Genomic DNA, 21,093 nt, shown 5'->3' on the forward strand with positions numbered 1-21,093 from the left:
CGTTGATCGCGCAGCAGCGTGCTCAGTGCGCGCTGCTGCGCGAAAACAGGTTGATCACGAGTACACCGGCGCAGATCAGGCCGATGCCGATCAGCGCGGGTGCATCCAGGCGCTGCTTGAACACCACCAGCCCGATCAGCGAGATCAGCACGATGCCGACGCCGGACCAGATCGCGTAGGCGATGCCGGTCGGGATCGACTTCATGGTCATCGACAACAGGTAGAAGCACAGTCCATAGCCGACCAGTGCGCCCAGTGTCGGCGCCAGCCGGCTCATGCCGTCGGACGCCTTCAGCAGTGATGTGGCAATCACTTCCAGCACGATGGCAGCGGCAAGGTAGAGATAGGAATTCATTGACCGCTCCAGCTCATTGCGCTCAGTTTCAGCGCCTGATCGGCCATGGTCAATGCGCTGGCACGTTCCTGCGCGTCGAGCGGGTAGGCCGTGGCCCAGCAGCCATTGGCAGCGCGCCGCGCGCCGCGTACCGTTGGCGTCGCCAGGGAATACGGCCAGCATCGCACGCTTCCAGGTACGCCAAGCGCTGCCTTGCGGCGCGAACAGGAGCGGATACGGGCGTGGCGGGAAGAAACCGACTGGACGGTACGACTGTAGCGCAGGCCCACCGCGTTGCCGCGCGCTGCCGGCCAAGGTCGGCAGCGGAGCCATCATGCGTCGATGCGGGCGAAACGCGGTTGCGGTCCGTGCTCGCCCGGCACCTGCTCGACGAACATGGCGTACGGGCGTACCCACAGGCCACCTTCGCCATACAGCGCGCGGTACAGCACCATCGGTTGCAGGGTCTCACTGCTGCGGACGATGTCGAGCACTTCGTACTCGCCGCCCTTGAAGTGGCGGTAGCGGCCTGGGGCCAGGGTGGGTAGCGGACTCAGCTCAGCCATGGGCGGCGCGACTCACTTGCGCGCCGGGCTGGCCGGCTTCGCGCAGTAGGCATCGATGGCTTCGGCGGTGTTGGCCAGGCCCTGTGCCTGCGCCAGTTCCCACGGACGTTCGCAACGCTGGCTGTGCTCGCACCACTGGTAGCCGGCCGAACCGATGCAACCGTGGGCATCGCGGTCGCCACCGACCTTCGGCGTGGCAGGCGAAGTGGCCGCCGTATCGGCACGCGCAGCGGCCTGATGCTGGTTGGCACAGGCGGACAGCACCAGCAGGGCTGGAATCAGAAGAAGCGCTTTCATCGGGCGGGCTCCGTGCCTAAAGCGACAGTGTCTGCCGCAAATAGCCCTGCAGCAAGCGCTCAGTGCATGGCGGCGCGGATCAGTTCCTCGATGAGCACGAGGTAGCTGGCCACGAAGTAGAACTTCAGCAACGTCCAACGCTGCTGCGAGAAGAAGGTGCGCATGTGGAAGGGGCCCCTGTTGGTGACGGTAGTGTGAAGCTCCGCCAACTCCGTGACAAGGGTCACGAAAGGGGACTCACTAAACGGCCTCAGGGATGTGATGGCGGGGCGCCCTGACAGCGCGGCGCGGCATTTTCGTACAAATCTGATGGGCCATCCCGGAGGCGATCGCTAGCCTGATGGGGTACCGGTGCTCAGGGCCTTCCGTCGCCGGCTTGATCCATTCCGCAGGAGTCTCCAATGGTCATTACCGTTCAATGCAATGCCCGGCACTGGTCCGTACTGGACCCGCAGGCGCATGACGCAACCCGTTATGCACGGGGTGCCGAGGCCTTCGATGTCGCCGCAGCGCGGGCCCAGGAGCACCACCGCCGCACCGGCCAGTGCAGCACGGTACGGGTCGAGGCGCTTGGCAATTTCGTGGACGCACTCCACTTCGGACGTTGACACCACCCAGCCGAGGTGCAGTCAGCCACGGTTGAGCTGTTTGAATGGGGAAAGAACCGCCTTGGGGGCGCCCCCTGTCCGCCGGGCCGCGAATCCCGGATGCTTGCGCCATCGTATTCATGTGGAGATTCCGATGGGCAAGGCACTCACCTGGCGCGCCCTGGCCTGCACGCTGCTGCCGATGTTGGCCGCCGCAGGCGGCGCGCAGGCGCAGAGCTATGGCTACGGTTATGACGACGATCGCTATGGCGGTCGCGACGGCGGCGGCATCGTACGCTGCGAATCGATCAAGAACCGCAGCAATGAATGCCGCCTGGAAGGCCGTGCCCGGATGATCCGCCAGTTGTCCGGCTCGCCGTGCGTGGAAGGCGAGACCTGGGGGCAATCGCGCTACGGCGTCTGGGTCACCCAGGGCTGCCGTGCCGAGTTCGTCGGCGACTACCGCCGCGGCGGTGGCTGGGGTGGTGGCCATGGCAACGGCTGGGGCAATGGTGGCAATGGCTGGGGCGGGGGCGAGGTGATCACCTGCCATTCCAACGGTCACCGCCAGGAATACTGCGATGCCCGCATCCGCCGTGGCGTGCGCCTGGTCCGCCAGGATTCACGCAGTGCCTGCATCGAAGGCCAGACCTGGGGCTGGGACCGCCGTGGCATCTGGGTCAGCGACGGCTGCCGGGCGCAGTTCCAGGTGAATTGAGCGCGCCCCTCGAAAATCAGAATAATCTGATACAGCTCACATTTTGAACGTCGTATCTTCTGCGAATCAGGGCACCCCTGCGTGCCCCTGATCCGTCGCGATGAAGTCTGCCGTAACCGGCACGCCCATCCCGCCACCGTCGATACGCTGCCTCAAGGAGTGAGCTGCATGTTGATCCGCCTGCAATGCGAGCAACGCCAATGGCGCGTGCTGCACCCGGACCGGCCCGAACCGATCGAGTTCCGCGACGGTGCCAGAGCCTATGATTTCGCCGAGACCCTTGCACGTCTCCACTTCGTCGACACCGGGCAGCGCGCTGCGGTGCGGGTGGAAGCCAGCGGCGCCTTCGTGGAAGCGGTCAGCTACGGCTGAGGGTTGGGGCTTCCGGCCAGATCCGGTTCTGGGACCCCGCTATCCACGCATGGCGTCGATCTGCTTTGCATCTGGCGTGGGTCTGCGCCTCTGTTCCGCAGTAGATCCACGCCATGCGTGGATCCACGGATTGGCAATCGGCCTCAGCCGGCCGCGCTGAGCGGCGGTGTGCCGGCGGCCAGCTGCGGCCAGCGCTTGAGTACCGCCGCGCGGATGCCCGCGGCATCGATACCGGCTTCGGCCAGCAGGTCTTCACGGCTGGCGTGGTGCTGGTAGCTGTCGGGCAGGCCCAGGTGCAGGATGGGGCGCAGCACGCCTTCGGCGTTGAGCAGCTCACCGACGCCGGAGCCGGCGCCACCGGCCACCACGTTGTCTTCGATCGTCACCAGGCCCTCGTGCTGGGCGGCCACAGCCAGCAACAGCTCGCGGTCCAGCGGCTTGATGAAACGCATGTTGACCACGCTCAGGCCCAGTTCGCGGCCGACCTGCTCGGCGGCGGCTACCGTGCTGCCGAAGGCCAGCAGGGCGATGCGGCTGCCCTGCAGGCGCAGCTCGCCCTTGCCGATCGGCAGGGTGGACAGGTCAGTGCCGGCAGCCACGCCGGTGCCGGTGCCACGCGGATAACGCACGGCTGCCGGGCCGGGGTGCTGCAGGCCGGTGCTGAGCATCTGCCGGCATTCTGCTTCGTTGGAGGGGGCCATCACCACCATGTTCGGCACGCAACGCAGGAAGCTCAGGTCGAGGTTGCCGGCATGGGTCGCGCCGTCCGGGCCGACCACGCCGGCGCGGTCGATCGCGAACAGCACATCCAGGTCCTGGATGGCCACGTCATGCACCAACTGGTCGTACGCGCGCTGCAGGAAGGTCGAGTAGATCGCCACCACCGGCTTGCCCCCCTGGGTCGCCATGCCGGCGGCGAGGGTGACCGCGTGCTGTTCGGCAATGGCCACGTCGAAGTAGCGCTGCGGGTATTCCTTGCTGAAACGCACCAGGCCGGAGCCTTCGCGCATCGCGGGGGTGATGCCGTACAGGCGCGGTTCGGCGGCGGCGGCATCGCACAGCCAGTCGCTGAACACATCGGTGTAGGTCGGCTTCTTGGCACCGGCCTTGGCCACCAGGCCCTTGTCCGGATCGAACGGACCCACCGCGTGGTAGCCGATCTGATCGCCTTCAGCCGGCTCGTAGCCCTTGCCCTTTGTCGTCATCACGTGCAGCAGCTTCGGGCCCTTGGAGGCGCGCAGCGTCTTCAGCGTGGACAGCAGGGCGGGCATGTCGTGGCCGTCGATCGGGCCGGTGTAGTGGAACCCCATTTCCTCGAACATCGTGGACGGCACGAACATGCCCTTCCAGTGTTCTTCCCAGCGCTTCACGAAGCGCGCCGGGTTGTTCTTCTTGTCACCGAGGATCTTCTTGCCGCCTTCGCGCAGCGCATTGAGCGTGCGGCTGCCGGTAGCACGGCCGAGCATCTTGGTCAGGCCGCCGACCGCCTCGGAGATCGACATGTTGTTGTCGTTGAGGATCACCAGCAGGTTCGGTTCCGGCTCCATGCCGCCGGCATGCATCAGCGCTTCGAACGCCATGCCGGCGGTCATCGCGCCGTCACCGATCACGGCCACGATCTTGCGGTCGTCGCCTTCGGACTGGCGGGCGATGGCCATGCCCAGTGCCGCCGAGATCGAGGTCGAGGAGTGGCCGACGCCGAAGGTGTCGTACTCGCTTTCCTCGCGCTTCGGGAACGGCGCGACGCCGTCCTTCTGCTTGACGGTATGGATCTCGTCGCGGCGGCCAGTCAGGATCTTGTGCGGGTAGGTCTGGTGACCCACGTCCCAGACCAGCTGATCGACCGGAGTCTGGTAGAGGTAGTGCAGGGCCACGGTGAGCTCGATCACGCCCAGGCCGGCGGCGAAGTGGCCGCCGCTCTTGCCCACCGATTCGATGAGGTAGGCGCGCAGTTCGTCGGCGACCGCCCTCAATTCGGATTCGTCGAACGTGCGAAGGTCATCCGGAGTCTGGATGCGCGCGAGGCGGGGATAGCGGGCAGAGTCGATCATCATGTTCGCACTTTTTCTGAACGCCCATTTTCGCCCTCAAACGGGGGTGGGGCAAGCAAACGCCGCCGCCCGTGACAGGACGGTGAGGGTTGCATTTTCGGGCGTTCAGGTGCTCAGTTTCGACCGCTTGGGCAATTGCGCCTTCAGGAAGGCCATCTGGTCGGCCAGGATGTTGCGATTGGACAGGATCAGGTGCTCGATCCAGCTGGGCCGGTAGGGGACTGCCAGCAGGGGCATGCCGGCCTGCTGCGGGGTGCGGTCGCTCTTGCGCGAATTGCAGTGGAAGCAGGCGGTGACCACGTTTTCCCAGCAATCCAGGCCGCCCTTGGACAGCGGCACGACGTGGTCGCGGGTGAGCGTGGGGCGGTTGAACTGCTGGCCGCAGTACATGCACAGATGGGCGTCGCGGGCGAACAGGGCCGGGTTGGTCAGGTTCGGTGTCGGATCGATCGCGCGGGAGCGGGCGTGGCCGCGGGCGGCAATGATCGGGTGCAGGTCCATGCCGCTCTGCAGGCCGCTGAAGCGGTTGGTACCGCCGTGGATGTGCAGGCAGGGATCGCCCAGCGTCCAGGCAACCGCTTCGCGGGCGTAGAGGCAGGCTGCGTCCTGCCAGGTGATCCAGTCCAGTACGCGTCCGTGGGCATCAAGCGAGAGCAGCCGGACCGATCCGGGGCGATGCAGCGTCGTGGCGTTGGGCGATGCTTCGGCGCCCGGAGCAGAAAGGGGAGCTCCGGCTTCGATCAGACCCAAGCGTGTAGTGTCTGTCTCCATCGGGAGAACAGCTTATACCTGAATGTTGACGATTTGTGTATCGCCTGTCGGCGATACGCAAATCGTCAACATTCAGGTCCGCGCATTCTTTCTAATCCCCGCGCCTGTCGGTGCGCCCCCTTTAACAAAAGGGGGCTCTTCTCCAGAGGGATTTCGGGGGTTTCCATCCACGCATGGCGTGGATCTACGGTGTCGACCAAGGTCGACACCTACCAGCAGCAGAAATCTGTCGAGGGCGGGGTGGGTCCGGTTGCGGGGGCGTGAGCGCCATGGATGGCGCGACCGAGGCTACAGGGACGTACTTGCGCCGTCCCCCGCAATTGGACCCACCTCGCCATCCCGCAGGAAGCCGGCTGTTGCGGTTGCCGGCCAGCGGCCGGCACTACCGCGGGTGCCGGGCGGCAGCCCGGCTCAGGCGCCGAAGCGCTCGTCGTCCATCGTCATCAGCGGGGCGGCGCCGGACTGGATCGCGGCGGCGTGGCTGAGCGTGCGCGGCAGCACGCGGGCGAAGTAGAAGCGCGCGGTTTCGCGCTTGCCCTGGGCGAAAGCGGCACCGTGCGCGCTGGCATCGGCGGCGGCCACGCTGCGGGCCCACCAGTAGGCCAGCACCACGTAACCCGAATAGAACAGGTAGTCGTAGCTGGCTGCGCCCAGTTCGTCCGGATTGCCGGCCGCGCGCTGCAGCACGTCCATCGTCAGCTTGCCCCATTCGGCGGCCTTGGCGCGCAGCGGGCCAATGAACTCGGCCAGCGCTTCGTTGCCCTCGTGTTCCTTGGTGAAGGCTTCGATCTCGGCCAGCATCAGCTTCAGGCCGGCGCCCTGGCTGGGGGCGGTCTTGCGGCCGATCAGGTCCAGCGCCTGGATGCCGGTGGTGCCTTCATACAGCGTGGTGATGCGCGCATCGCGGGCCAGCTGTTCCATGCCGTGTTCGCGGATGTAGCCGTGGCCACCGAAGCACTGCAGGGCGTTGTAGGTGTTCTCGATGCCCCACTCGGTCTGGCAGGCCTTCGAGATGGGCGTGAGGAAGCTCACCAGGGTGTCGGCGCGCTCGCGCTCGGCGGCATCCCCGGCATGGTGGGCAATGTCGATCAGGGTGGCAGCGTGCAGCGCCAGCAGGCGGCTGCCTTCGACCAGCGACTTCACCGTCAGCAGCATGCGTCGCACATCCGGGTGGACCAGGATCGGGTCGGCCGGCTTGTCCGGGAACCTGGCACCACTCAGGGCGCGCGACTGCAGGCGCTCACGGCTGTACTTCAGTGCGTTCTGGTAGGCGCGCTCGGACAGACCGATGCCCTGCAGGCCAACGCCCAGGCGCGCGGTGTTCATCATGGTGAACATCGCCTGCAGGCCCTTGTGCGGCTGGCCGACCAGGTAGCCCTGTGCGCCATCGAAGTTCATCACGCAGGTGACCGACCCCTTGATGCCCATCTTGTGCTCGATCGAGCCGCAGCGCAGTGCGTTGCGCTCGCCGACGTTACCTTCGCGGTCGACCTTGAACTTGGGGGTGACGAACAGCGAGATGCCCTTGGCGCCCGGAGGGGCGTCGGGCAGCTTGGCCAGCACCAGGTGCACGATGTTGCCGGTCAGGTCGTGCTCGCCGGCGGTGATGAAGATCTTGGTGCCGGTGATCGCGTAGCTGCCATCGGCATTCGGCTCGGCCTTGGTCTTCAGCAGGCCCAGGTCGGTGCCGCAGTGCGGTTCGGTCAGGCACATGGTGCCGGTCCAGCGGCCTTCGATCAGCGGCTTGAGGAAGGCCTCGTGCTGCCAGGCTTCGCCGTGCTGCTTCAGCGCTTCGATGGCACCGTGCGAGAGCAGCGGGAAGTTGCCCCACGCCAGGTTGGCGGCGTTGATCATTTCGTTGAGCGGCACGCCCAGGGTGTGCGGCAGGCCCTGCCCACCCAGTTCCGGCGAGGCGGTCAGGCCGGTCCAGCCGCCATCGACGAACTGGTCGTAGGCCTGCTTGAAGCCGGGCGGGGTGGTCACTTCACCGGTGGCCTGGTCGAGCACGCAGCCGATCTCGTCGCCGACGCTGTTGAGCGGGGCCAGCACGGTGGCGCTGAAGCGGCCGGCTTCCTCCAGCACGGCATCGACCACGTCGGCGGTGGCGTCGGTGAAGCCCAGGCGGGCGAACAGGGGTTCGACCTTGAGCACATCGTGCAGGGCGAAACGGAGGTCGGAAAGCGGGGCGGTGTAGCTGCTCATCGGTACGTCTCGGTTTGATCAGGGCAGGGGAGAGTGGCGCCAGGCGCCGCGACGGAAGGTGGAAATCAGCGCAGCACGCCCGGCAGGCCGGGCGCCTGGTTGAGGGTGCTGCGGCTGCTGATATCGAAGCTGCGCTGCTTCTTTTCCTGCGGCGTGGCCGCCACCGTTCCCTTCAGGCCGTAAGCCAGGGTGCGGTTGCTGGCCAGCGCGTCGGCCACCACCAGGCGTGCGGCCGAGCTGGGCACGAGGTCAACATTGATGACATCGGCTGAGGTGCCGCCAATGGAGATGCCCGGCTTGGCCTGCAGGGTGCCGGCGTCGCTGTCGCCGACGGTCAGCGCCAGCGCGACGTCATCGAAGGTCATGGGCATGGAGCTGTAGTTCTGCAGGCGCAGGGCCACGGTCCAGTTGCCGTCGGCGCGCACGGTCAGCTGCTGGAGGCTGGCCGCCGGTTCCGAAACACGCTTGACGATGCCGTTGTTGCAGGCAACAAGGGCGAGGGTGCACAGGACGATCAAGGCGATACGGAAACGGTGGAGCATGGGCGCAGTTCCTCTGAAGGGGTGCGTTGGATAAGCATACTACGGCGTATGGTCGTTTGGATCGCCTGTGGCGACCCGTCGCAGAGGGTAGCGCGTGAAGATGGCGGCCGGGCGTGCGCGGCGCCGGATGGCGCGCGCGTGGTGCGCCGGATGCGGGGAGGTTCAGTCGGCGGGTGTATCGCGAATCGGGGCCATCAGGCGCAGCGGGCCGAGGTCGTAGCCCATCGTCTCGGCCTTGGCTTTCAGCTGTTCGAACTGGGCGCGATCCATTTCCGGCAGGCGCGAGAGGATCCACAGGTACTTTCGGTCCGGTTCACCGACCAACGCCCACTGATAGTCCGGGTCCAGTGCCAGGACCCAGTAGTCGGCCCAGACCAGTGGCACCCAGCTCAGCCAGTCCGGAACGAATCGCACCTGCAACTGGCCGGGATGGCCGGCAACCGGGCGCGCCACGCCTTCAGCAACCACGCGTTCTCCGTCGCCGTTGCGGCAGGCATTGGTGACGCTGATGCGGCCATCGCGGCGCAGCCCGTAGTTGGCGGTGATATCGCCCACGCATTGCTTCTGGAACGAAACCGGAAGATGCGCAATCTCGTGCCACTGGCCGGCGTAGCGATCGATGTCCAGGCGCTCGACCGCGCGCACCGGCTCGGCGGCCAAGGCCGGGCAGGTGGCGAGCAGCAGGAATGCGAGCAGGGCAGGGCGCAGAGGCATCGGCGTACTCCGTTCAGGAGTCCTGAGCTTAGGCGAGCGGCCAAGGCCACGTGTAAAGGTTCCATGCGCCGGCAACCATTGCCGCCGACTTTTGCAACTACTGCTCGAACGGGCGTTGACTGCGCTCGTCGCCGTCAAAAGTAAGCGTTCGCGTATGCAGCGTGCCGCTGCTCATATCCCATTTGAAGGTGTCCAGCCCTCCGCCGCCGGTTCCCTTGGAATGCAGGCGTACTGCGCCGCGGGTCAGATTGTCGGTGAGCAGCAGTTGCGCGGAGCCGTCGGCGTCCACACGGAGTCCGGCCCGGTCCCGCCACCGGTCCTCGCCCTGTCCCTTCGGGGCATCCAGGGCAAGAGCGACGCTGTCGTCCTCGAATGTACTCAGGCCGCCTCGCTCGGCGCCGGAAGCATCGAAAATCAGGATGCCCGCGGCGCGGCTTCGTCGCCCGTCTTCTGCGCTGTCCTGGCCAATCTCCACCCGCACCACGCCGTGCTCGTCGAGTACCTGCAGCTGCCGCGTGCTCAAATGATCGACGTGTAATGGGGCATCGCGCTGCGAAAGCAGCCAGGCCGTGACTGCGGCCAGGCCCAGCAACAACATGGACAGCCCGGCAACCAGCCAGTGCAGGCGTCGCAGCGATTGCTGCAGTTGGGGTAGAGAAGGTGCGTCATCCATGTCATCAGTGCTCCATACAGTGGACCAAGGACAGTACTACAGAGCCGGCAGGCACGGTCACGCAAAAAAAAAGACCTGCATTTCTGCAGGTCTCTGAAGATGGTGGCCGAAGACGGAATCGAACCGCCGACACGGGGATTTTCAATCCCCTGCTCTACCAACTGAGCTACTCGGCCAAATTGTGTGGCAATCACGATCAACTGCGATTCCCGAAAAAAAGACCCGCATTTCTGCAGGCTGTCGAACGTGGTGGCCGAGGACGGAATCGAACCGCCGACACGGGGATTTTCAATCCCCTGCTCTACCAACTGAGCTACTCGGCCACGTGTTTCATTGCAGCGAGGTCGCTGCCAAGGACGCGCATATTACGGAGGTCGGCCGCCTACGGCAAGCATTTTGGCAAAAAACCTTCACATTGCCGTCTGCGTGGATGCAAGTGCTTGATCCTCCGTCACGAGGCAGAGGGCAGTGCCCTGAGTGCCGGTTCATCGGCGCCGCGACGCGGTGATCATCGCCTGCGGCAGAAATCAGCGGGCCACGGTGATCGGCAAAGCTGCGCCGGCAAGGGCTGCACGCGGCCAAGGCCAAGCTTGGCGATGGAACGCTGTTTTCGTGGGCGCCATCGGGGATGGCTGCGGCGTAGTGTCGGTACTCCTTTCCCAATGCTGGCAACAGCGGAGACTTGGCCATGTCCGATTCCTCGACCACCTCCCGCATCGTGCTTGCGTCGCGTCCGCAGGGAGCGCCCACTGCGGCCAACTTCCGCCTGGAGCAGGCAGCGCTGCCGGTACCGGCGGACGGCGAGGTACTGCTGCGCAACCGCTATCTGTCGCTTGACCCGTACATGCGTGGACGCATGGATGAGGGACCGTCCTATGCCGCGCCGGTGGCGGTGGGCGCGGTGATGGAAGGGCAGACCGTGGCCGAGGTGCTGCAGTCCAACGCCGAGGGTGTAGCTGCAGGTGAGCTGGTGCTGGCGCCGGGTGGCTGGCAGACCCACGCGGTGCTGCCGGCCACGGCACTGGGGCGCCGCCTGGACCCGGCCGGACTGCCGCTGAGTACGGCGCTGGGGGTATATGGCATGCCCGGCTTCACCGCCTATTCCAGCCTGCATGAAATCGCCCGTCTGAAGCCGGGCGAGACGTTGGTGGTGGCTGCCGCAACGGGGCCGGTCGGCGCGACCGTGGCGCAGCTGGCCAAGCTGCAGGGCGCGCGCGTAGTGGCTATCGCTGGTGGCGAGGCCAAGCGTGCCTATCTGCAGACGCTGGGCGTGGACGTGGCGCTGGATCATCGCGCGGCTGATTTTGCCGAGCAGCTGCGCGCGGCGGTACCTGCCGGCATCGACGTGTACTTCGAGAATGTCGGTGGCCATGTGCTGGATGCAGTGCTGCCGCTGCTCAACAACTTCGCCCGCATTCCGGTGTGCGGCACCATCGCCACCTACAACGAGCGGGGCGTCGAGCAGCCCGGCCCGGACCGGTTGCCGGCACTGTTCAGCCAGATCCTGCGCCAGCGCCTGACCGTGCGTGGCTTCATCGTGCACGACTTCAACCATCTGTGGCCGGACTTCGAACGTGAGATGCGGCAGTGGCTGCGCGAAGGCCGCATCCAGTACCGCGAGGATGTGGTGGAAGGGCTGGAGAATGCGCCGGAGGCGTTCTTCGGGCTGCTGCAGGGACGCAACTTCGGCAAGCTGGTGGTGAAGCTGGATTGAGGGCTTGGCGGTGTGCCGACCAAGGTCGGCACCCACTTCAGGCAGTCGAGGCCTTTTCCCTGCGCAGCAGTTCGCGCTTGCGTGCCACGCCCCAGGCATAGCCGGACAGGTCGCCGTCGTGGCGCACCACGCGGTGGCAGGGGACTGCCACCGCCAGCGGGTTGCTTGCGCATGCACGTGCCACCGCACGACTCGAGCGTGGCGCACCGATACGCGCAGCGACATCCGCATAGGAGGCGGTTTGTCCACGCGGGATCTGTTGCAGCGCCTGCCACACCCGTTGCTGGAATGCGGTGCCGCGGATATCCAGCGGCAACGTGGCGCCCCGCGAAGGATCCTCGACCAGGCCCACGACCTGCGCCACCAGTTGCTCATAGCCCTGGTCGGCGCCAATCAGTTCGGCCTGGCGGAAGCGTTGCTGCAATGACTGCAGCAGCGTCTCCGGATCGTCGCCGAGCAGTATCGCGACCACGCCAGTGGCACTGCTGGCCACCAGCACGCTGCCCAGTGAACTTTCGGCAAGCGCGAAGTGGATGACTTCGCCGCGACCACCTGCGCGCCATTGCTTGGGCGTCATGCCCAGCAACTTCGGTGCGTTCTCGTAGAAGCGCCCACTGGAACCGAAGCCGGCATCATGGAAGGCATCGGTGATGCGTTCCTGCTGTTCAAGCCCGGTGCGCAGGCGGTCGGCGCGCAGCGCGGCAGCGTACTGCTTGGGGGTCAACCCTGTGGCCTGCTTGAACAGGCGGTGCAGCCGGGTCGGGCTGCAGCCGGCGATGTCGGCCAGTTCCTGCAGTGAGGGTTCGTCGAGGCTGGTCTGCAGGTGGCGGCAGACCCGTTCGACGCGGGCATCGAGGGCTGTGGCGGTACTGTCCATGGCCGGATTCTGGCACGCGCCGGTTCTGCGGAAACTCCGTTTCCTGCACCGACGGGCCAGGCCCGGAAACGGAGTGTTGGCAGGCCGAAGGCGCGGCATCGTGGCGGCCACTTCACAACCGGCACCACGACCATGCGCCTGAACAACAAGATCGCTCTCATCACCGGTGCCAGCGCTGGCATTGGCCGCGCCAGCGCGCTGCGCTTCGCCGCCGAAGGGGCGAAGCTGGTGCTCAACGCACGGCGGCCGGAGCCGCTGCAGGCGCTGGTCGAGCAGATTCGCGCCGCCGGTGGCGAAGCCGTGGCGCATGCCGCTGACGTGGCTGACCCGGGCACGGCACAAGCGCTGGTCGATCTGGCCCAGCAGTCCTTCGGCGGCCTGGACATCGCGCTCAACAATGCCGGCATGCTCGGGCCGGGCGTGCCGGCAGCGGAGTTCCCGGTGGACGCCTGGCGTGAAGTGATGGCCACCAATCTGGATGCCGCGTTCCATGCCGCACGCGCGCAGTTGCCGGCATTGCTGGCGCGCGGCGGCGGCTCGCTCGTGTTTGTCGGCACCTTTGTCGGCCATACCGTGGGCTTCCCGGGCATGGCGGCCTATGCGTCGAGCAAGGCGGGGCTGATCGGCCTGAGCCAGGTGATCGCGGCCGAGTACGGAGCGCGCGGCGTACGCAGCAATGTGCTGTTGCCCGGTGGCACCGATACCGAAATGGGCCGGCAGGCCGCACCGACCGGCGATGCCCGCGACTTCGTGCGCTCGCTGCATGCACTCAAGCGCATGGCCGAGCCGGAGGAGATCGCCAATGCGGCGTTGTTCCTGGCCTGCGATGAAAGCAGCTTCGTTACCGGTACCGCGATGCGTGTTGAAGGCGGCGTGTCGATCACCCGTACCTGAGCGGCGTCATGAGCGTGGCGCGTAGCGGATACCGCTGCTGGCCATGAAGCCCTTCGGATCGAAACGGGCCCATGCCTCGCCCCAGTCGAAGCGGGCGTGGCCGCCGGCCAGTTTGCGCCCCAGCGCCGCACCCAGCGTGCGGCGCATGAAGGCGACTTCGGCATCGATTGCCGCTTGGGTCGGCCAGCCGTCTTCCAACGTCGCACCGGGTAGATCGACGCCCATCGTCACCATGTCGAGCTGTTGCCCGAAGAAGCACAGGCTGATGCCAGCGGGCGCGCCGCCCAGGCTGAGCTGGTGCAGGCTGAGCCAGACGTAGCCGGTGCCGACATCGCGTTCGCCATGCATCAGCGTGACGAAGGCGACACGTGCCTCATCCCGTGACAGGGTGGGGCCGATCAGAGTCGGCAGATTGCCGAGCTGGATGCTGCCGTCGGTCGAATCAATGATCATCGGCACGGCGTGTGCTGCGCGCTGGGCAGAAGAGGGCATGGCGTACCGGTGGGCGTTGGCCCTCGGATTCTGGCTGCGCGGGGGCGGTGGCGGCAAGCCGCTTCCTGCACAGGATGTTGGCGCGGGACTGACCTGCGGCTCACCCGGCAACCTCTAGCGTGGTGGCAGCGCTGGCCTGCTGCCGGCGAGGGAGTTTTCGATGAACAAGCAAAGCAGGGATCAGGACCCGAAGCAGGGCATCCAGGAAAGCCGCCAGGACAGGAAGCAGGACGATGTGGCCAAGCAGCGGCCGGGGCAGCGCGATCAACAGGTGCGTGATACGCACTCGCGCGGCCCGCAACGCAAGGATGGAGACCAGGAGCCGGCCTGAGCCGGAGGCGCTGAAAAGAAAAAACCCGCAGATCATGGCAATCTGCGGGTTCTTCTGAAAAGTGGTGGAGCCAAGGAGGATCGAACTCCTGACCTCGTCATTGCGAACGACGCGCTCTCCCAGCTGAGCTATGGCCCCACGGCAGGACTCAAGTGTAGCCAAGTGGCCGCGCCTTGCCAAGCGGATCCGGGACGCCGGACGACGCGGCGTGAGCGCGCGCAATGGTGCCGAAACCGTTCGGTTCGCCGCGGCGGGGTCCGCGCAACGAAATCGTAACAATTTGGGGGATAATGGCCGCTTGCGCAGTTCTCCTCCCTTTTGCCGCCCGGCTCGCGCAGGCCGCACGGACGCCTCCTCAGAGCATTCCATGCCCTCCCATTCCGATTCCCGCCGCCTGTCGGGTCTGTCGTCTTCCTTTGTTTCCTTCCGCCGTCACCCGCTGGCCCTGGCCTGTGCTGGCTTGGCCCTGGCGGGCAGCTTCGGTGCCGCCGCGCAGGACAGCGCGCCGACCCCAACCGGCCTGGACACGATCACCGTGACCGCCGAACACCGTGAGCAGAACCTGCAGGAAGTGCCGGTCTCGGTGGGTGTGGTGCAGGGCGAGCGCATGCGCGACTTCACCGCCGGCGGCGACGACACCCTGCTGGCACTGTCCGGCCGCGTGCCGAGCCTGTATGCGGAAACCACCACCGGCCGCATCTTCCCGCGCTTCTACATCCGCGGCCTGGGCAACATCGACTTCTACCTGGGTGCCTCGCAGCCGGTGTCGATCATCCAGGACGACGTGGTGCTGGAGCACGTGGTGCTGAAGTCCAACCCGGTCTATGACGTAGACCAGGTGGAAGTGCTGCGCGGCCCGCAGGGCTCGCTGTTCGGCCGCAACACCACCGCCGGCATCGTCAAGTTCGACACCCTGAAGCCGACCCAGGACTACACCGGCCGCGTCAGCGCCAGCTACGCCACCTACAACAGCGTGTCGATCGACGGCGGCTTCGGCGGCCCGATCAACGACATCGCCTCGTTCCGCGTGTCGGCGCTGTACCAGCACCGCGATGACTACGTCGACAACACCTACAAGGGCCCGAGCGCCGATGGCACGGTCAGCCCGAAGAAGAACGCCATGGGCGGCTTCGACGACCGCAACGTGCGCGCCCAGCTGCTGCTGACCCCGAGCGACCAGTTCTCGATCCTGGCCTCGGCCCACGCCCGCGACTATGAAGGCACCTCGACCCTGTTCCTGCGCGGTGCGCTGACCAAGGGCTCGAACAAGACCGACGTGCCGCGCGACAAGGTCGCCTACGACGAGGCCGACAACAACCCGCAGGCCTACAAGACCTACGGCGGCTCGGTGAAGGCACGCTACGACTTCGGTGCGATCGACTTCACCTCGATCACCGCCTACGAGACCACTTCCGGTTACAGCCGTGGTGACACCGACGGTGGCGCTGCGGCGAACTTCCCGGTCAACGGCGTGCCGAACGGCTACGGCCAGTCGATGGGCCGCATCCGCGACCTGGACCAGTGGACCCAGGAATTCCGCCTGGCCAGCCATGACGACCGCGCGCTGCAGTGGCAGGCCGGTGCGTTCTACTTCAACGGCAGCGACACCACCGACTTCTACCAGCGCGCGTGGTTCCTGCAGGGCCCGGCACGTAACCCGAACAACTGGGTGCGCCTGCGCAACAAGAACACCTCCTGGGCCGGTTTCGGCCAGCTGAGCTATGCCTTCACCGACAAGTTCACCGTTACCGCCGGCCTGCGCCAGACCCGGGACGAGAAGCACACCCGCCTGCTGAAGACGGCTGACACTGCCGCTGGCGTGGTCATCTACAAGGGCCGCACCGACGTCAAGATGTCCGACACCACCCCGAGCTGGGATCTGAGCGCGATGTATCAGGTCACGCCGGACGTGAGCGTCTATGCCAAGGTCGCCCGCGGCTTCCGCGGCCCGACCATCCAGGGCCGCTCGGCCGTGTTCAATGCCGACTTCACCACTGCCGATTCCGAGACCATCCTGTCCTGGGAAGCGGGCGTGAAGAGCAGCCTGTGGGACAACCGCCTGCGCTTGAACGCCACCGCGTTCACCTACACCGTCAACGACATCCAGCTCAACGGCAACGATTCGGACGGCAACGGCGTGCTGTTCAACGCCGACAAGGCCAGGGCCTATGGTTTCGAAGCGGACATGGAGCTGCGCCCGATCCCGAACCTGACCTTGAGCGCCGGCCTGAGCCTGCTGCACAGCGAAATCAAGGACAAGCGCGTCTACGCACAGGTCTGCGGCCTCAACGGCCAGGTGGTGTGCACGGTGAACGACCCGACCATCAAGGTCGGCGCCAGCACCTTCGCGCAGATCGACGGCAACCCGCTGCCGAATGCACCGAAGTACAACGTGAACCTGGCTGCCCGCTACGACTTCCCGGTCAGCGACGCTGGCACCATGTTCGTGTCCACCGACTGGAACAAGCAGGGTTACACCAGCTTCGTGCTGTACGACAGCAAGGAGTTCAACTCCAAGGGTGACTTCGAAGGTGGCCTGAAGATCGGCTACTCGGGCAATTACGGTGCTTACGAAGTGGCGTTGTTCGCGCGCAACATCACCAACGAGAAGGACCTCAAGGGTGTGATCGAGAACTACATGGCCGCGGTCTACAACGAACCGCGCACCGTCGGTGTCTCGCTGAACATGAACTGGTAAGACGTTGCCACGGTGGCGGGCCTTCCCGCCATCGCACTGCTGGAATACAAAGGGCGGCCCGGTGATCCGGGTCGCCCTTTTTCGTGGCCTTCGACGGTAGCCGGACCGCAATCCGGCGGCGTGGTCGGCGCTTCAGCGTGCCGGCAGCAGCGCCTGCAGCCGCGACTCCAGTTCCTGCTGGCGCCAGCCGGCCAGAGCGGCCGGCCATTGGCGGCGCTCCAGGTAGCTTTCCAGATGCTTGCGCGAGGCCAGCACGCCATCCGGCAGGCCCAGCTCGCGGCTGCGCTCGGCAACGGCGTCCTGCAGCCTCTTCAGTGCCTGCTTGTTGGTGTCGTTGGCGGGCAACGCCAGCGGTGCCTCGGCCTCATCGGCCAGCGGCGTGTCCAGCGCCTGCCACACCGCGCCGGCGAGCTTGCGCGGTGCCTTCGGGAACTGTTCAAACAGCGTGGCCAGCGCGGCGGCATCGGCCGGTGGCGTGCGTGCCAGCGTGGCGGCCAGTTCGTTGTCCAGGATCCAGCTGCGCGGGCGGTCGCTGCTGCGTGCCTGCACATCACGCCAGCGCAGCAGGCGCAGCAGGCGGCGCTGCGCGGGAGCATCGAGAAACTGCGCTGAGCGCATCGCCAGATGTGGCCAGCGGTCCTCGTCATTGGCGACGCTGGCCAGCAGGCGCTCGCCGTCGTCGTGCAGCCACTGCTGGCGGCCCAGCGCCTGCAACTTGGCATCAATGGCGTCATGCAGCGCGAACAGGTGCTCGACGTCGTCGGCGGCGTATTGCAGTTGCGACTCCGAGAGTGGACGGCGCATCCAGTCCGAGCGGGTTTCGCCCTTGGCCAGCGCCACGCCGGTGATTTCCGCGACCAGCTTCTGGTAGCCCATGCCGCCACCAATGCCGGCCAGCGAGGCGCCGATCTGTGTGTCGAACAGCGGTCGCGGCAACACGCCGCAGGTCCACTTGAAGGCAACCAGGTCTTCGCTGGCGCTGTGCATCACCTTGGTGATCGATTCATCGGCCAGCCACGGCGCCAGTGCCTCGGTCATGCCGGGAATCAGCGGATCGATCAGCAGGATGTCCTGCCCGACCGCCATCTGCACCAGAGCCAACTGCGGCCAGAAGGTGCGTTCACGGATGAATTCGGTGTCCAGGCCGATGCGGGCCGGACGCTGCTGGAAGTACGCATCCAGCTCGGCGGGGGTGGTGATCCAGGTTGCCACGGGTCAGGGCCTACTACTCGGGTTTGCTCAGGCAGGGGAGAATAGCCTAACGTCGGTGCGCGTCCCCGCCGAAGGAGATCCTGCTTGCGTTTTCCGCTGTCGTCCGCGCTGTGCACCGCCTTGGCCATGGCCCTGGCAGGCTGCACGCCGTCGCCCCCCACGGCAGTGGACCGGAGTGCCGGGGAGGAGGCGCGCCCGTCCGCGAACGCAGACAGCGACGAGCGCCCGCAGGCCGGGCAGGGCAGCGTGACCATCGCCGGTGAGGATGCCGCCGAGGATGTACAGCAGTGGATGCCGCCGCGGGTGGACCGCCAGGGCCGCAGCCTGGCCCAGTTGCGCCGCGCGGCCGGGCAGGCCTTCACTGAGGGCCGGCTGTATGAGGATGCCGATGCCGCCATTCCGCTGTGGCTGGCAGTACAGGAAGAGGACCCGGATGACCGCCAGGCCCGCCAGGGCCTGCAGCGTGCCCGCCAGCGCCTGCAGCAGCAGGCGGATGCGTTGCTGGTGCGGCCGCTGAAGCAGCGCGAGGCGCTGGCCGAGGCCAGCCGCCAGGCGCTGGTGCTGCTGACCCTGGCGCCCAAGGACGAGAAGGTACGCGCACTGCAGGGTCGGGTGGAGCTTGCCCAGCGGGTGGTCGCTTACAACCGCGCCGGTGAAGAGGACCTGCGCTCGGGCCGGATCGGCGAAGACGGGGACGGGGCTATTGGCAACTTCCGCGAGGCACTGGCACTGGATGGGAATAACAGCCGCGCGCGGCAGGGACTGGCCGCAGCCGAAAGCGGGCTGATCCGCCGCGCAGAAGATGCTGCACGCGCGCGCGATTTCGCCAGCGCGGGCACTTGGTTGGCCGAAGCCAGCAAGGTGCGCGACTCATCGCCGACCATTGCCGACGCGTTCGAGCGCATCGAGCAGATCCGTGCGGCGGTGTTGCTGCAGCTGCGCGATGACGGCCTGCGCGATCTGTCCACGCCGCAGGGCCTGAAGCCGGCACGCGAGAAGCTGGCCGAGGCCCTGCGCATCGCCCTGCCGGGAGACCCGGTGGTGGCCCAGCTGCGTGAGCGCATTGACCTGGCCACGCACTACGGCAGCTTCCGCCCGGGGCAGGTATTCAGCGATGCCATGCGCGATGGCGGGCGCGGGCCGCAGATGGTGGTGGTCCCGCACGGCGGCTTCCAGATGGGGGCCGGTGATGCCGAGCCGGGCGCCAGCGATGCCGAGCGGCCATCGCATTATGTACGCTTTGATCGAGGCTTCGCGATGGCGATCACCGAGGTGACGGTCAGCGATTTCCAGCGCTACGTGAAGGCGACCAATGCGCGCCCGCGTGCGACCCGTCGCGGCCATTCGGTGGTCTATGACGAACGCAGCGGCAACTTCATCCGCCGCAGCGGCGTGGACTGGCGTTCGGACTACGACGGTGGCCTCGCGATGGCCAATTCGCCGGTGATGCATGTCAGTATCCGCGATGCCGAAAACTATGCGGCGTGGTTGTCCGAGCAGACCGGGCGCAGCTACCGGTTGCCCAGCGAGGCCGAGTTCGAATACGCGCTGCGCGCCGGCAGCAGTGGCCGCTATCCGTGGGGCGCCGCCGGCACGCCGCCGCCCGGTGCTGGCAACTTCACTGGCAGCAAGGATGTCTCGCCATCGGGACGGCACTGGCACAACGCCTTCATCGGCTATGGCGATGGCTGGTGGGGGCCCGCGCCGGTGGCCAGTTTCCAGGCCAATGCCTTCGGCCTGCACGACATGGCGGGCAATCTCAGCGAGTGGGTGGCCGATTGCTGGCATGCCAGCTACCGGCGCGCGCCCTCCGATGGCGCGGCCTGGTTCAACCCGGGCTGTCGCGCGCGGGTGATCCGCGGGGGCAACTGGGCCAACGCGCCGGAGCAGACCCGTGCGGCGTGGCGGCAGTCGCAGGATTCGGACACCACCAGCGCGCGCATCGGTTTCCGCCTGGTGCGGGGCATCTGAGCGGCACCGGGCTTCACCCGCTGCTGGCGCCCGCGCACTAAGATTGCGCCGTGCCCGCCGGCCGGCGGGGCCTGCTGGACGACCCCTGATGCGCAATGATCCCTTTTCCCGCTCGCCCCAAGGCCCGCAGCGTCGCGGCCTGTTTGGCAACATCCGCTGGTGGGTGCTGTTGCTGGCCGCCGGCTATGCGCTCTTCTACTGGTTTTCCAATCGCACGGTGGACCCCTACACCGGCGAGAAGGTGATGATTGACAGCAGCCTGGACGCCCGCCAGGAGACCGCCTTGGGCTTGCAGGCCTACCAGCAGATCCTCTCGGAGGAGCCGCCGATGGACTCCAACGCGCCGATCGCGCGCGATGTGCGCGACATCGCCCAGCGCCTGATTGCCAAGGTTGATGTGGTGGAGACTGCACTGGCGCAGGAGCACGGCGTTCAGCCGGCGCATTTCGCGCGTGATTTCCAGTGGGAAGTCAGCGTGATCCCATCTGAACAGGCCAACGCATTCTGCCTGCCTGGTGGCAAGATGGCGGTCTATACCGGCCTGGTGCCGGTGGCGCGCACGCGCGACGCGATGGCGGTGGTGATGGGCCACGAGATTGCCCATGCGCTGCTGCGCCACGGTGCGCAGCGGATGGCGCAGCAGAAGCTGACCCAGATCGGGCAGATGGCCGGCGCCGCCAGCGGCATGGATGCGCAGCAGCAACAGATGATGATGTCGGCGATGGGCTATGGGTATCTGTTGCCGTATGCGCGCAGCCACGAGACCCAGGCCGACGAAGTGGGACTGATGCTGGCCGCAGCGGCGTGCTTCGACCCGCGCGAGGCGGTGCCGCTGTGGCAGCGCATGGGTCAGGCCAGTGGTGGCCAGTCACCGCCGGAGTTCGCGTCGACTCACCCGAACCCGGGTACCCGTATCCAGAACCTGCAGGCGTTGATGCCGAAGGCACTCGAGTACCGGCAGAAGTTCTGCGAGCAGGCAAAGTAGGGGGTTGTTCGGCAGGGCTTGCAGCCCTGCACCTGCCGAAGCAACAGCAACAGCAACAGCGTGCATTCCGTGGGATGGCGGGGTGGGTCCGG

At 66.6% G+C, this 21,093-nt stretch carries 21 protein-coding genes and 3 tRNA genes; 9 read left to right on the plus strand and 15 right to left on the minus strand.

Annotated elements, in window-relative coordinates; genetic code table 11:
* Positions 1-22 precede the first annotated feature (22 nt).
* The 3 genes from N5C25_RS11450 to N5C25_RS11460 all read right to left on the minus strand — a co-directional run bounded on the left by N5C25_RS11450 (position 23) and on the right by N5C25_RS11460 (position 1,197).
* The gene (locus N5C25_RS11450; RefSeq protein WP_019660551.1) at positions 23-355 is read right to left on the minus strand and encodes an SMR family transporter; all 333 of its coding nucleotides are present in this window, start codon (positions 353-355) and stop codon (positions 23-25) included.
* Between the two features lie 311 nt (positions 356-666).
* Complete coding sequence (locus N5C25_RS11455; protein ID WP_019660549.1) at positions 667-900, minus strand: DUF1653 domain-containing protein; 234 nt, start codon at positions 898-900, stop codon at positions 667-669.
* A gap of 12 nt (positions 901-912) precedes the next feature.
* Positions 913-1,197 (minus strand): hypothetical protein, encoded by a 285-nt coding sequence (locus N5C25_RS11460; protein ID WP_005410420.1) that lies wholly within the window; start codon positions 1,195-1,197, stop codon positions 913-915.
* A gap of 401 nt (positions 1,198-1,598) precedes the next feature.
* Here N5C25_RS11460 and N5C25_RS11465 point away from each other — a divergent pair, with 401 nt between their 5' ends.
* From N5C25_RS11465 to N5C25_RS11475, 3 genes are all read left to right on the plus strand, one after another.
* A complete protein-coding gene (locus tag N5C25_RS11465; protein ID WP_058979621.1) occupies positions 1,599-1,805 on the plus strand; it encodes a hypothetical protein in 207 nt (68 codons plus the stop codon).
* 133 nt (positions 1,806-1,938) lie between these two features.
* The gene (locus N5C25_RS11470) at positions 1,939-2,502 is read left to right on the plus strand and encodes a DUF3011 domain-containing protein (RefSeq protein WP_197575166.1); all 564 of its coding nucleotides are present in this window, start codon (positions 1,939-1,941) and stop codon (positions 2,500-2,502) included.
* Between the two features lie 168 nt (positions 2,503-2,670).
* A complete protein-coding gene (locus tag N5C25_RS11475; protein WP_005417823.1) occupies positions 2,671-2,874 on the plus strand; it encodes a hypothetical protein in 204 nt (67 codons plus the stop codon).
* 143 nt (positions 2,875-3,017) lie between these two features.
* On the opposite strand, the gene dxs is transcribed toward N5C25_RS11475, so the two are convergent.
* The 8 genes from dxs to N5C25_RS11515 all read right to left on the minus strand — a co-directional run bounded on the left by dxs (position 3,018) and on the right by N5C25_RS11515 (position 10,150).
* The gene (gene dxs, locus N5C25_RS11480) at positions 3,018-4,925 is read right to left on the minus strand and encodes a 1-deoxy-D-xylulose-5-phosphate synthase (protein ID WP_032953273.1); all 1,908 of its coding nucleotides are present in this window, start codon (positions 4,923-4,925) and stop codon (positions 3,018-3,020) included.
* 105 nt (positions 4,926-5,030) lie between these two features.
* On the minus strand, positions 5,031-5,696 hold the full coding sequence (locus N5C25_RS11485) for an HNH endonuclease (RefSeq protein WP_019660544.1): 666 nt from the start codon (positions 5,694-5,696) through the stop codon (positions 5,031-5,033).
* 411 nt (positions 5,697-6,107) lie between these two features.
* Positions 6,108-7,898: an acyl-CoA dehydrogenase C-terminal domain-containing protein gene (locus N5C25_RS11490; protein WP_279936958.1), complete on the minus strand. Its 1,791-nt coding sequence runs from the start codon at positions 7,896-7,898 to the stop codon at positions 6,108-6,110.
* Between the two features lie 65 nt (positions 7,899-7,963).
* Positions 7,964-8,440 (minus strand): LEA type 2 family protein, encoded by a 477-nt coding sequence (locus N5C25_RS11495; RefSeq protein WP_010486516.1) that lies wholly within the window; start codon positions 8,438-8,440, stop codon positions 7,964-7,966.
* A gap of 162 nt (positions 8,441-8,602) precedes the next feature.
* Complete coding sequence (locus N5C25_RS11500; protein WP_279936959.1) at positions 8,603-9,154, minus strand: lipocalin family protein; 552 nt, start codon at positions 9,152-9,154, stop codon at positions 8,603-8,605.
* A 97-nt stretch (positions 9,155-9,251) separates the two neighbouring features.
* Positions 9,252-9,827: a hypothetical protein gene (locus tag N5C25_RS11505; protein ID WP_058979630.1), complete on the minus strand. Its 576-nt coding sequence runs from the start codon at positions 9,825-9,827 to the stop codon at positions 9,252-9,254.
* Positions 9,828-9,927: 100 nt separating this feature from the next.
* A tRNA-Phe gene (locus N5C25_RS11510) sits at positions 9,928-10,003 on the minus strand.
* A gap of 71 nt (positions 10,004-10,074) precedes the next feature.
* Positions 10,075-10,150: transfer RNA gene (locus N5C25_RS11515), tRNA-Phe, on the minus strand.
* A 365-nt stretch (positions 10,151-10,515) separates the two neighbouring features.
* Here N5C25_RS11515 and N5C25_RS11520 point away from each other — a divergent pair.
* Positions 10,516-11,541 carry an NADP-dependent oxidoreductase gene (locus N5C25_RS11520; RefSeq protein ID WP_279936960.1) on the plus strand — a complete coding sequence of 342 codons (1,026 nt, stop codon included), beginning with the start codon at positions 10,516-10,518 and terminating at the stop codon, positions 11,539-11,541.
* A 37-nt stretch (positions 11,542-11,578) separates the two neighbouring features.
* Here N5C25_RS11520 and N5C25_RS11525 read toward each other — a convergent pair whose 3' ends face one another.
* Entirely contained in the window at positions 11,579-12,418 is an 840-nt protein-coding gene (locus N5C25_RS11525; RefSeq protein WP_279936961.1) for a methylated-DNA--[protein]-cysteine S-methyltransferase, read from the minus strand.
* Positions 12,419-12,550: 132 nt separating this feature from the next.
* Here N5C25_RS11525 and N5C25_RS11530 point away from each other — a divergent pair, with 132 nt between their 5' ends.
* Positions 12,551-13,312, plus strand: a complete 762-nt coding sequence (locus N5C25_RS11530) for an SDR family oxidoreductase (protein ID WP_279936962.1) — start codon at positions 12,551-12,553, stop codon at positions 13,310-13,312.
* A gap of 6 nt (positions 13,313-13,318) precedes the next feature.
* Here the strand turns inward: N5C25_RS11530 and N5C25_RS11535 are convergent, their stop codons facing one another.
* Positions 13,319-13,804, minus strand: coding sequence for a hypothetical protein (locus tag N5C25_RS11535; RefSeq protein WP_251102668.1), 486 nt, complete (start codon positions 13,802-13,804; stop codon positions 13,319-13,321).
* Between the two features lie 160 nt (positions 13,805-13,964).
* Between N5C25_RS11535 and N5C25_RS11540 the strand changes: the two genes are divergently transcribed.
* Positions 13,965-14,135, plus strand: a complete 171-nt coding sequence (locus N5C25_RS11540) for a hypothetical protein (protein WP_251102669.1) — start codon at positions 13,965-13,967, stop codon at positions 14,133-14,135.
* A 62-nt stretch (positions 14,136-14,197) separates the two neighbouring features.
* Here the strand turns inward: N5C25_RS11540 and N5C25_RS11545 are convergent.
* Positions 14,198-14,273 (minus strand) — tRNA-Ala (locus N5C25_RS11545).
* A gap of 229 nt (positions 14,274-14,502) precedes the next feature.
* On the opposite strand from N5C25_RS11545, the gene N5C25_RS11550 reads away from it, so the two are divergent.
* Positions 14,503-16,833, plus strand: coding sequence for a TonB-dependent receptor (locus tag N5C25_RS11550; RefSeq protein ID WP_279936963.1), 2,331 nt, complete (start codon positions 14,503-14,505; stop codon positions 16,831-16,833).
* 132 nt (positions 16,834-16,965) lie between these two features.
* Here N5C25_RS11550 and rnd read toward each other — a convergent pair whose 3' ends face one another.
* Positions 16,966-18,045: a ribonuclease D gene (gene rnd, locus N5C25_RS11555; protein WP_019660532.1), complete on the minus strand. Its 1,080-nt coding sequence runs from the start codon at positions 18,043-18,045 to the stop codon at positions 16,966-16,968.
* 84 nt (positions 18,046-18,129) lie between these two features.
* On the opposite strand from rnd, the gene N5C25_RS11560 reads away from it, so the two are divergent.
* Both N5C25_RS11560 and N5C25_RS11565 read left to right on the plus strand, forming a co-directional pair.
* Positions 18,130-20,016, plus strand: coding sequence for a formylglycine-generating enzyme family protein (locus N5C25_RS11560; protein ID WP_279936964.1), 1,887 nt, complete (start codon positions 18,130-18,132; stop codon positions 20,014-20,016).
* A gap of 88 nt (positions 20,017-20,104) precedes the next feature.
* The gene (locus N5C25_RS11565; protein ID WP_279936965.1) at positions 20,105-21,001 is read left to right on the plus strand and encodes a M48 family metallopeptidase; all 897 of its coding nucleotides are present in this window, start codon (positions 20,105-20,107) and stop codon (positions 20,999-21,001) included.
* The last annotated feature ends 92 nt before the right edge of the window (positions 21,002-21,093 follow it).

The sequence above is a fragment of the Stenotrophomonas sp. GD03958 genome, assembly GCF_029839005.1.
Lineage (GTDB): Bacteria > Pseudomonadota > Gammaproteobacteria > Xanthomonadales > Xanthomonadaceae > Stenotrophomonas > Stenotrophomonas hibiscicola.

What these genes read in the sequence shown, in the direction of transcription:
- N5C25_RS11450 (WP_019660551.1), bottom strand. Translation starts at nt 355, where the DNA reads ATGAATTCCTATCTCTACCTTGCCGCTGCCATCGTGCTGGAAGTGATT.
- N5C25_RS11455 (WP_019660549.1), bottom strand. Translation starts at nt 900, where the DNA reads ATGGCTGAGCTGAGTCCGCTACCCACCCTGGCCCCAGGCCGCTACCGC.
- N5C25_RS11460 (WP_005410420.1), bottom strand. Translation starts at nt 1,197, where the DNA reads ATGAAAGCGCTTCTTCTGATTCCAGCCCTGCTGGTGCTGTCCGCCTGT.
- N5C25_RS11465 (WP_058979621.1), top strand. Translation starts at nt 1,599, where the DNA reads ATGGTCATTACCGTTCAATGCAATGCCCGGCACTGGTCCGTACTGGAC.
- N5C25_RS11470 (WP_197575166.1), top strand. Translation starts at nt 1,939, where the DNA reads ATGGGCAAGGCACTCACCTGGCGCGCCCTGGCCTGCACGCTGCTGCCG.
- N5C25_RS11475 (WP_005417823.1), top strand. Translation starts at nt 2,671, where the DNA reads ATGTTGATCCGCCTGCAATGCGAGCAACGCCAATGGCGCGTGCTGCAC.
- dxs (WP_032953273.1), bottom strand. Translation starts at nt 4,925, where the DNA reads ATGATCGACTCTGCCCGCTATCCCCGCCTCGCGCGCATCCAGACTCCG.
- N5C25_RS11485 (WP_019660544.1), bottom strand. Translation starts at nt 5,696, where the DNA reads ATGGAGACAGACACTACACGCTTGGGTCTGATCGAAGCCGGAGCTCCC.
- N5C25_RS11490 (WP_279936958.1), bottom strand. Translation starts at nt 7,898, where the DNA reads ATGAGCAGCTACACCGCCCCGCTTTCCGACCTCCGTTTCGCCCTGCAC.
- N5C25_RS11495 (WP_010486516.1), bottom strand. Translation starts at nt 8,440, where the DNA reads ATGCTCCACCGTTTCCGTATCGCCTTGATCGTCCTGTGCACCCTCGCC.
- N5C25_RS11500 (WP_279936959.1), bottom strand. Translation starts at nt 9,154, where the DNA reads ATGCCTCTGCGCCCTGCCCTGCTCGCATTCCTGCTGCTCGCCACCTGC.
- N5C25_RS11505 (WP_058979630.1), bottom strand. Translation starts at nt 9,827, where the DNA reads ATGGATGACGCACCTTCTCTACCCCAACTGCAGCAATCGCTGCGACGC.
- N5C25_RS11520 (WP_279936960.1), top strand. Translation starts at nt 10,516, where the DNA reads ATGTCCGATTCCTCGACCACCTCCCGCATCGTGCTTGCGTCGCGTCCG.
- N5C25_RS11525 (WP_279936961.1), bottom strand. Translation starts at nt 12,418, where the DNA reads ATGGACAGTACCGCCACAGCCCTCGATGCCCGCGTCGAACGGGTCTGC.
- N5C25_RS11530 (WP_279936962.1), top strand. Translation starts at nt 12,551, where the DNA reads ATGCGCCTGAACAACAAGATCGCTCTCATCACCGGTGCCAGCGCTGGC.
- N5C25_RS11535 (WP_251102668.1), bottom strand. Translation starts at nt 13,804, where the DNA reads ATGCCCTCTTCTGCCCAGCGCGCAGCACACGCCGTGCCGATGATCATT.
- N5C25_RS11540 (WP_251102669.1), top strand. Translation starts at nt 13,965, where the DNA reads ATGAACAAGCAAAGCAGGGATCAGGACCCGAAGCAGGGCATCCAGGAA.
- N5C25_RS11550 (WP_279936963.1), top strand. Translation starts at nt 14,503, where the DNA reads ATGCCCTCCCATTCCGATTCCCGCCGCCTGTCGGGTCTGTCGTCTTCC.
- N5C25_RS11565 (WP_279936965.1), top strand. Translation starts at nt 20,105, where the DNA reads ATGCGCAATGATCCCTTTTCCCGCTCGCCCCAAGGCCCGCAGCGTCGC.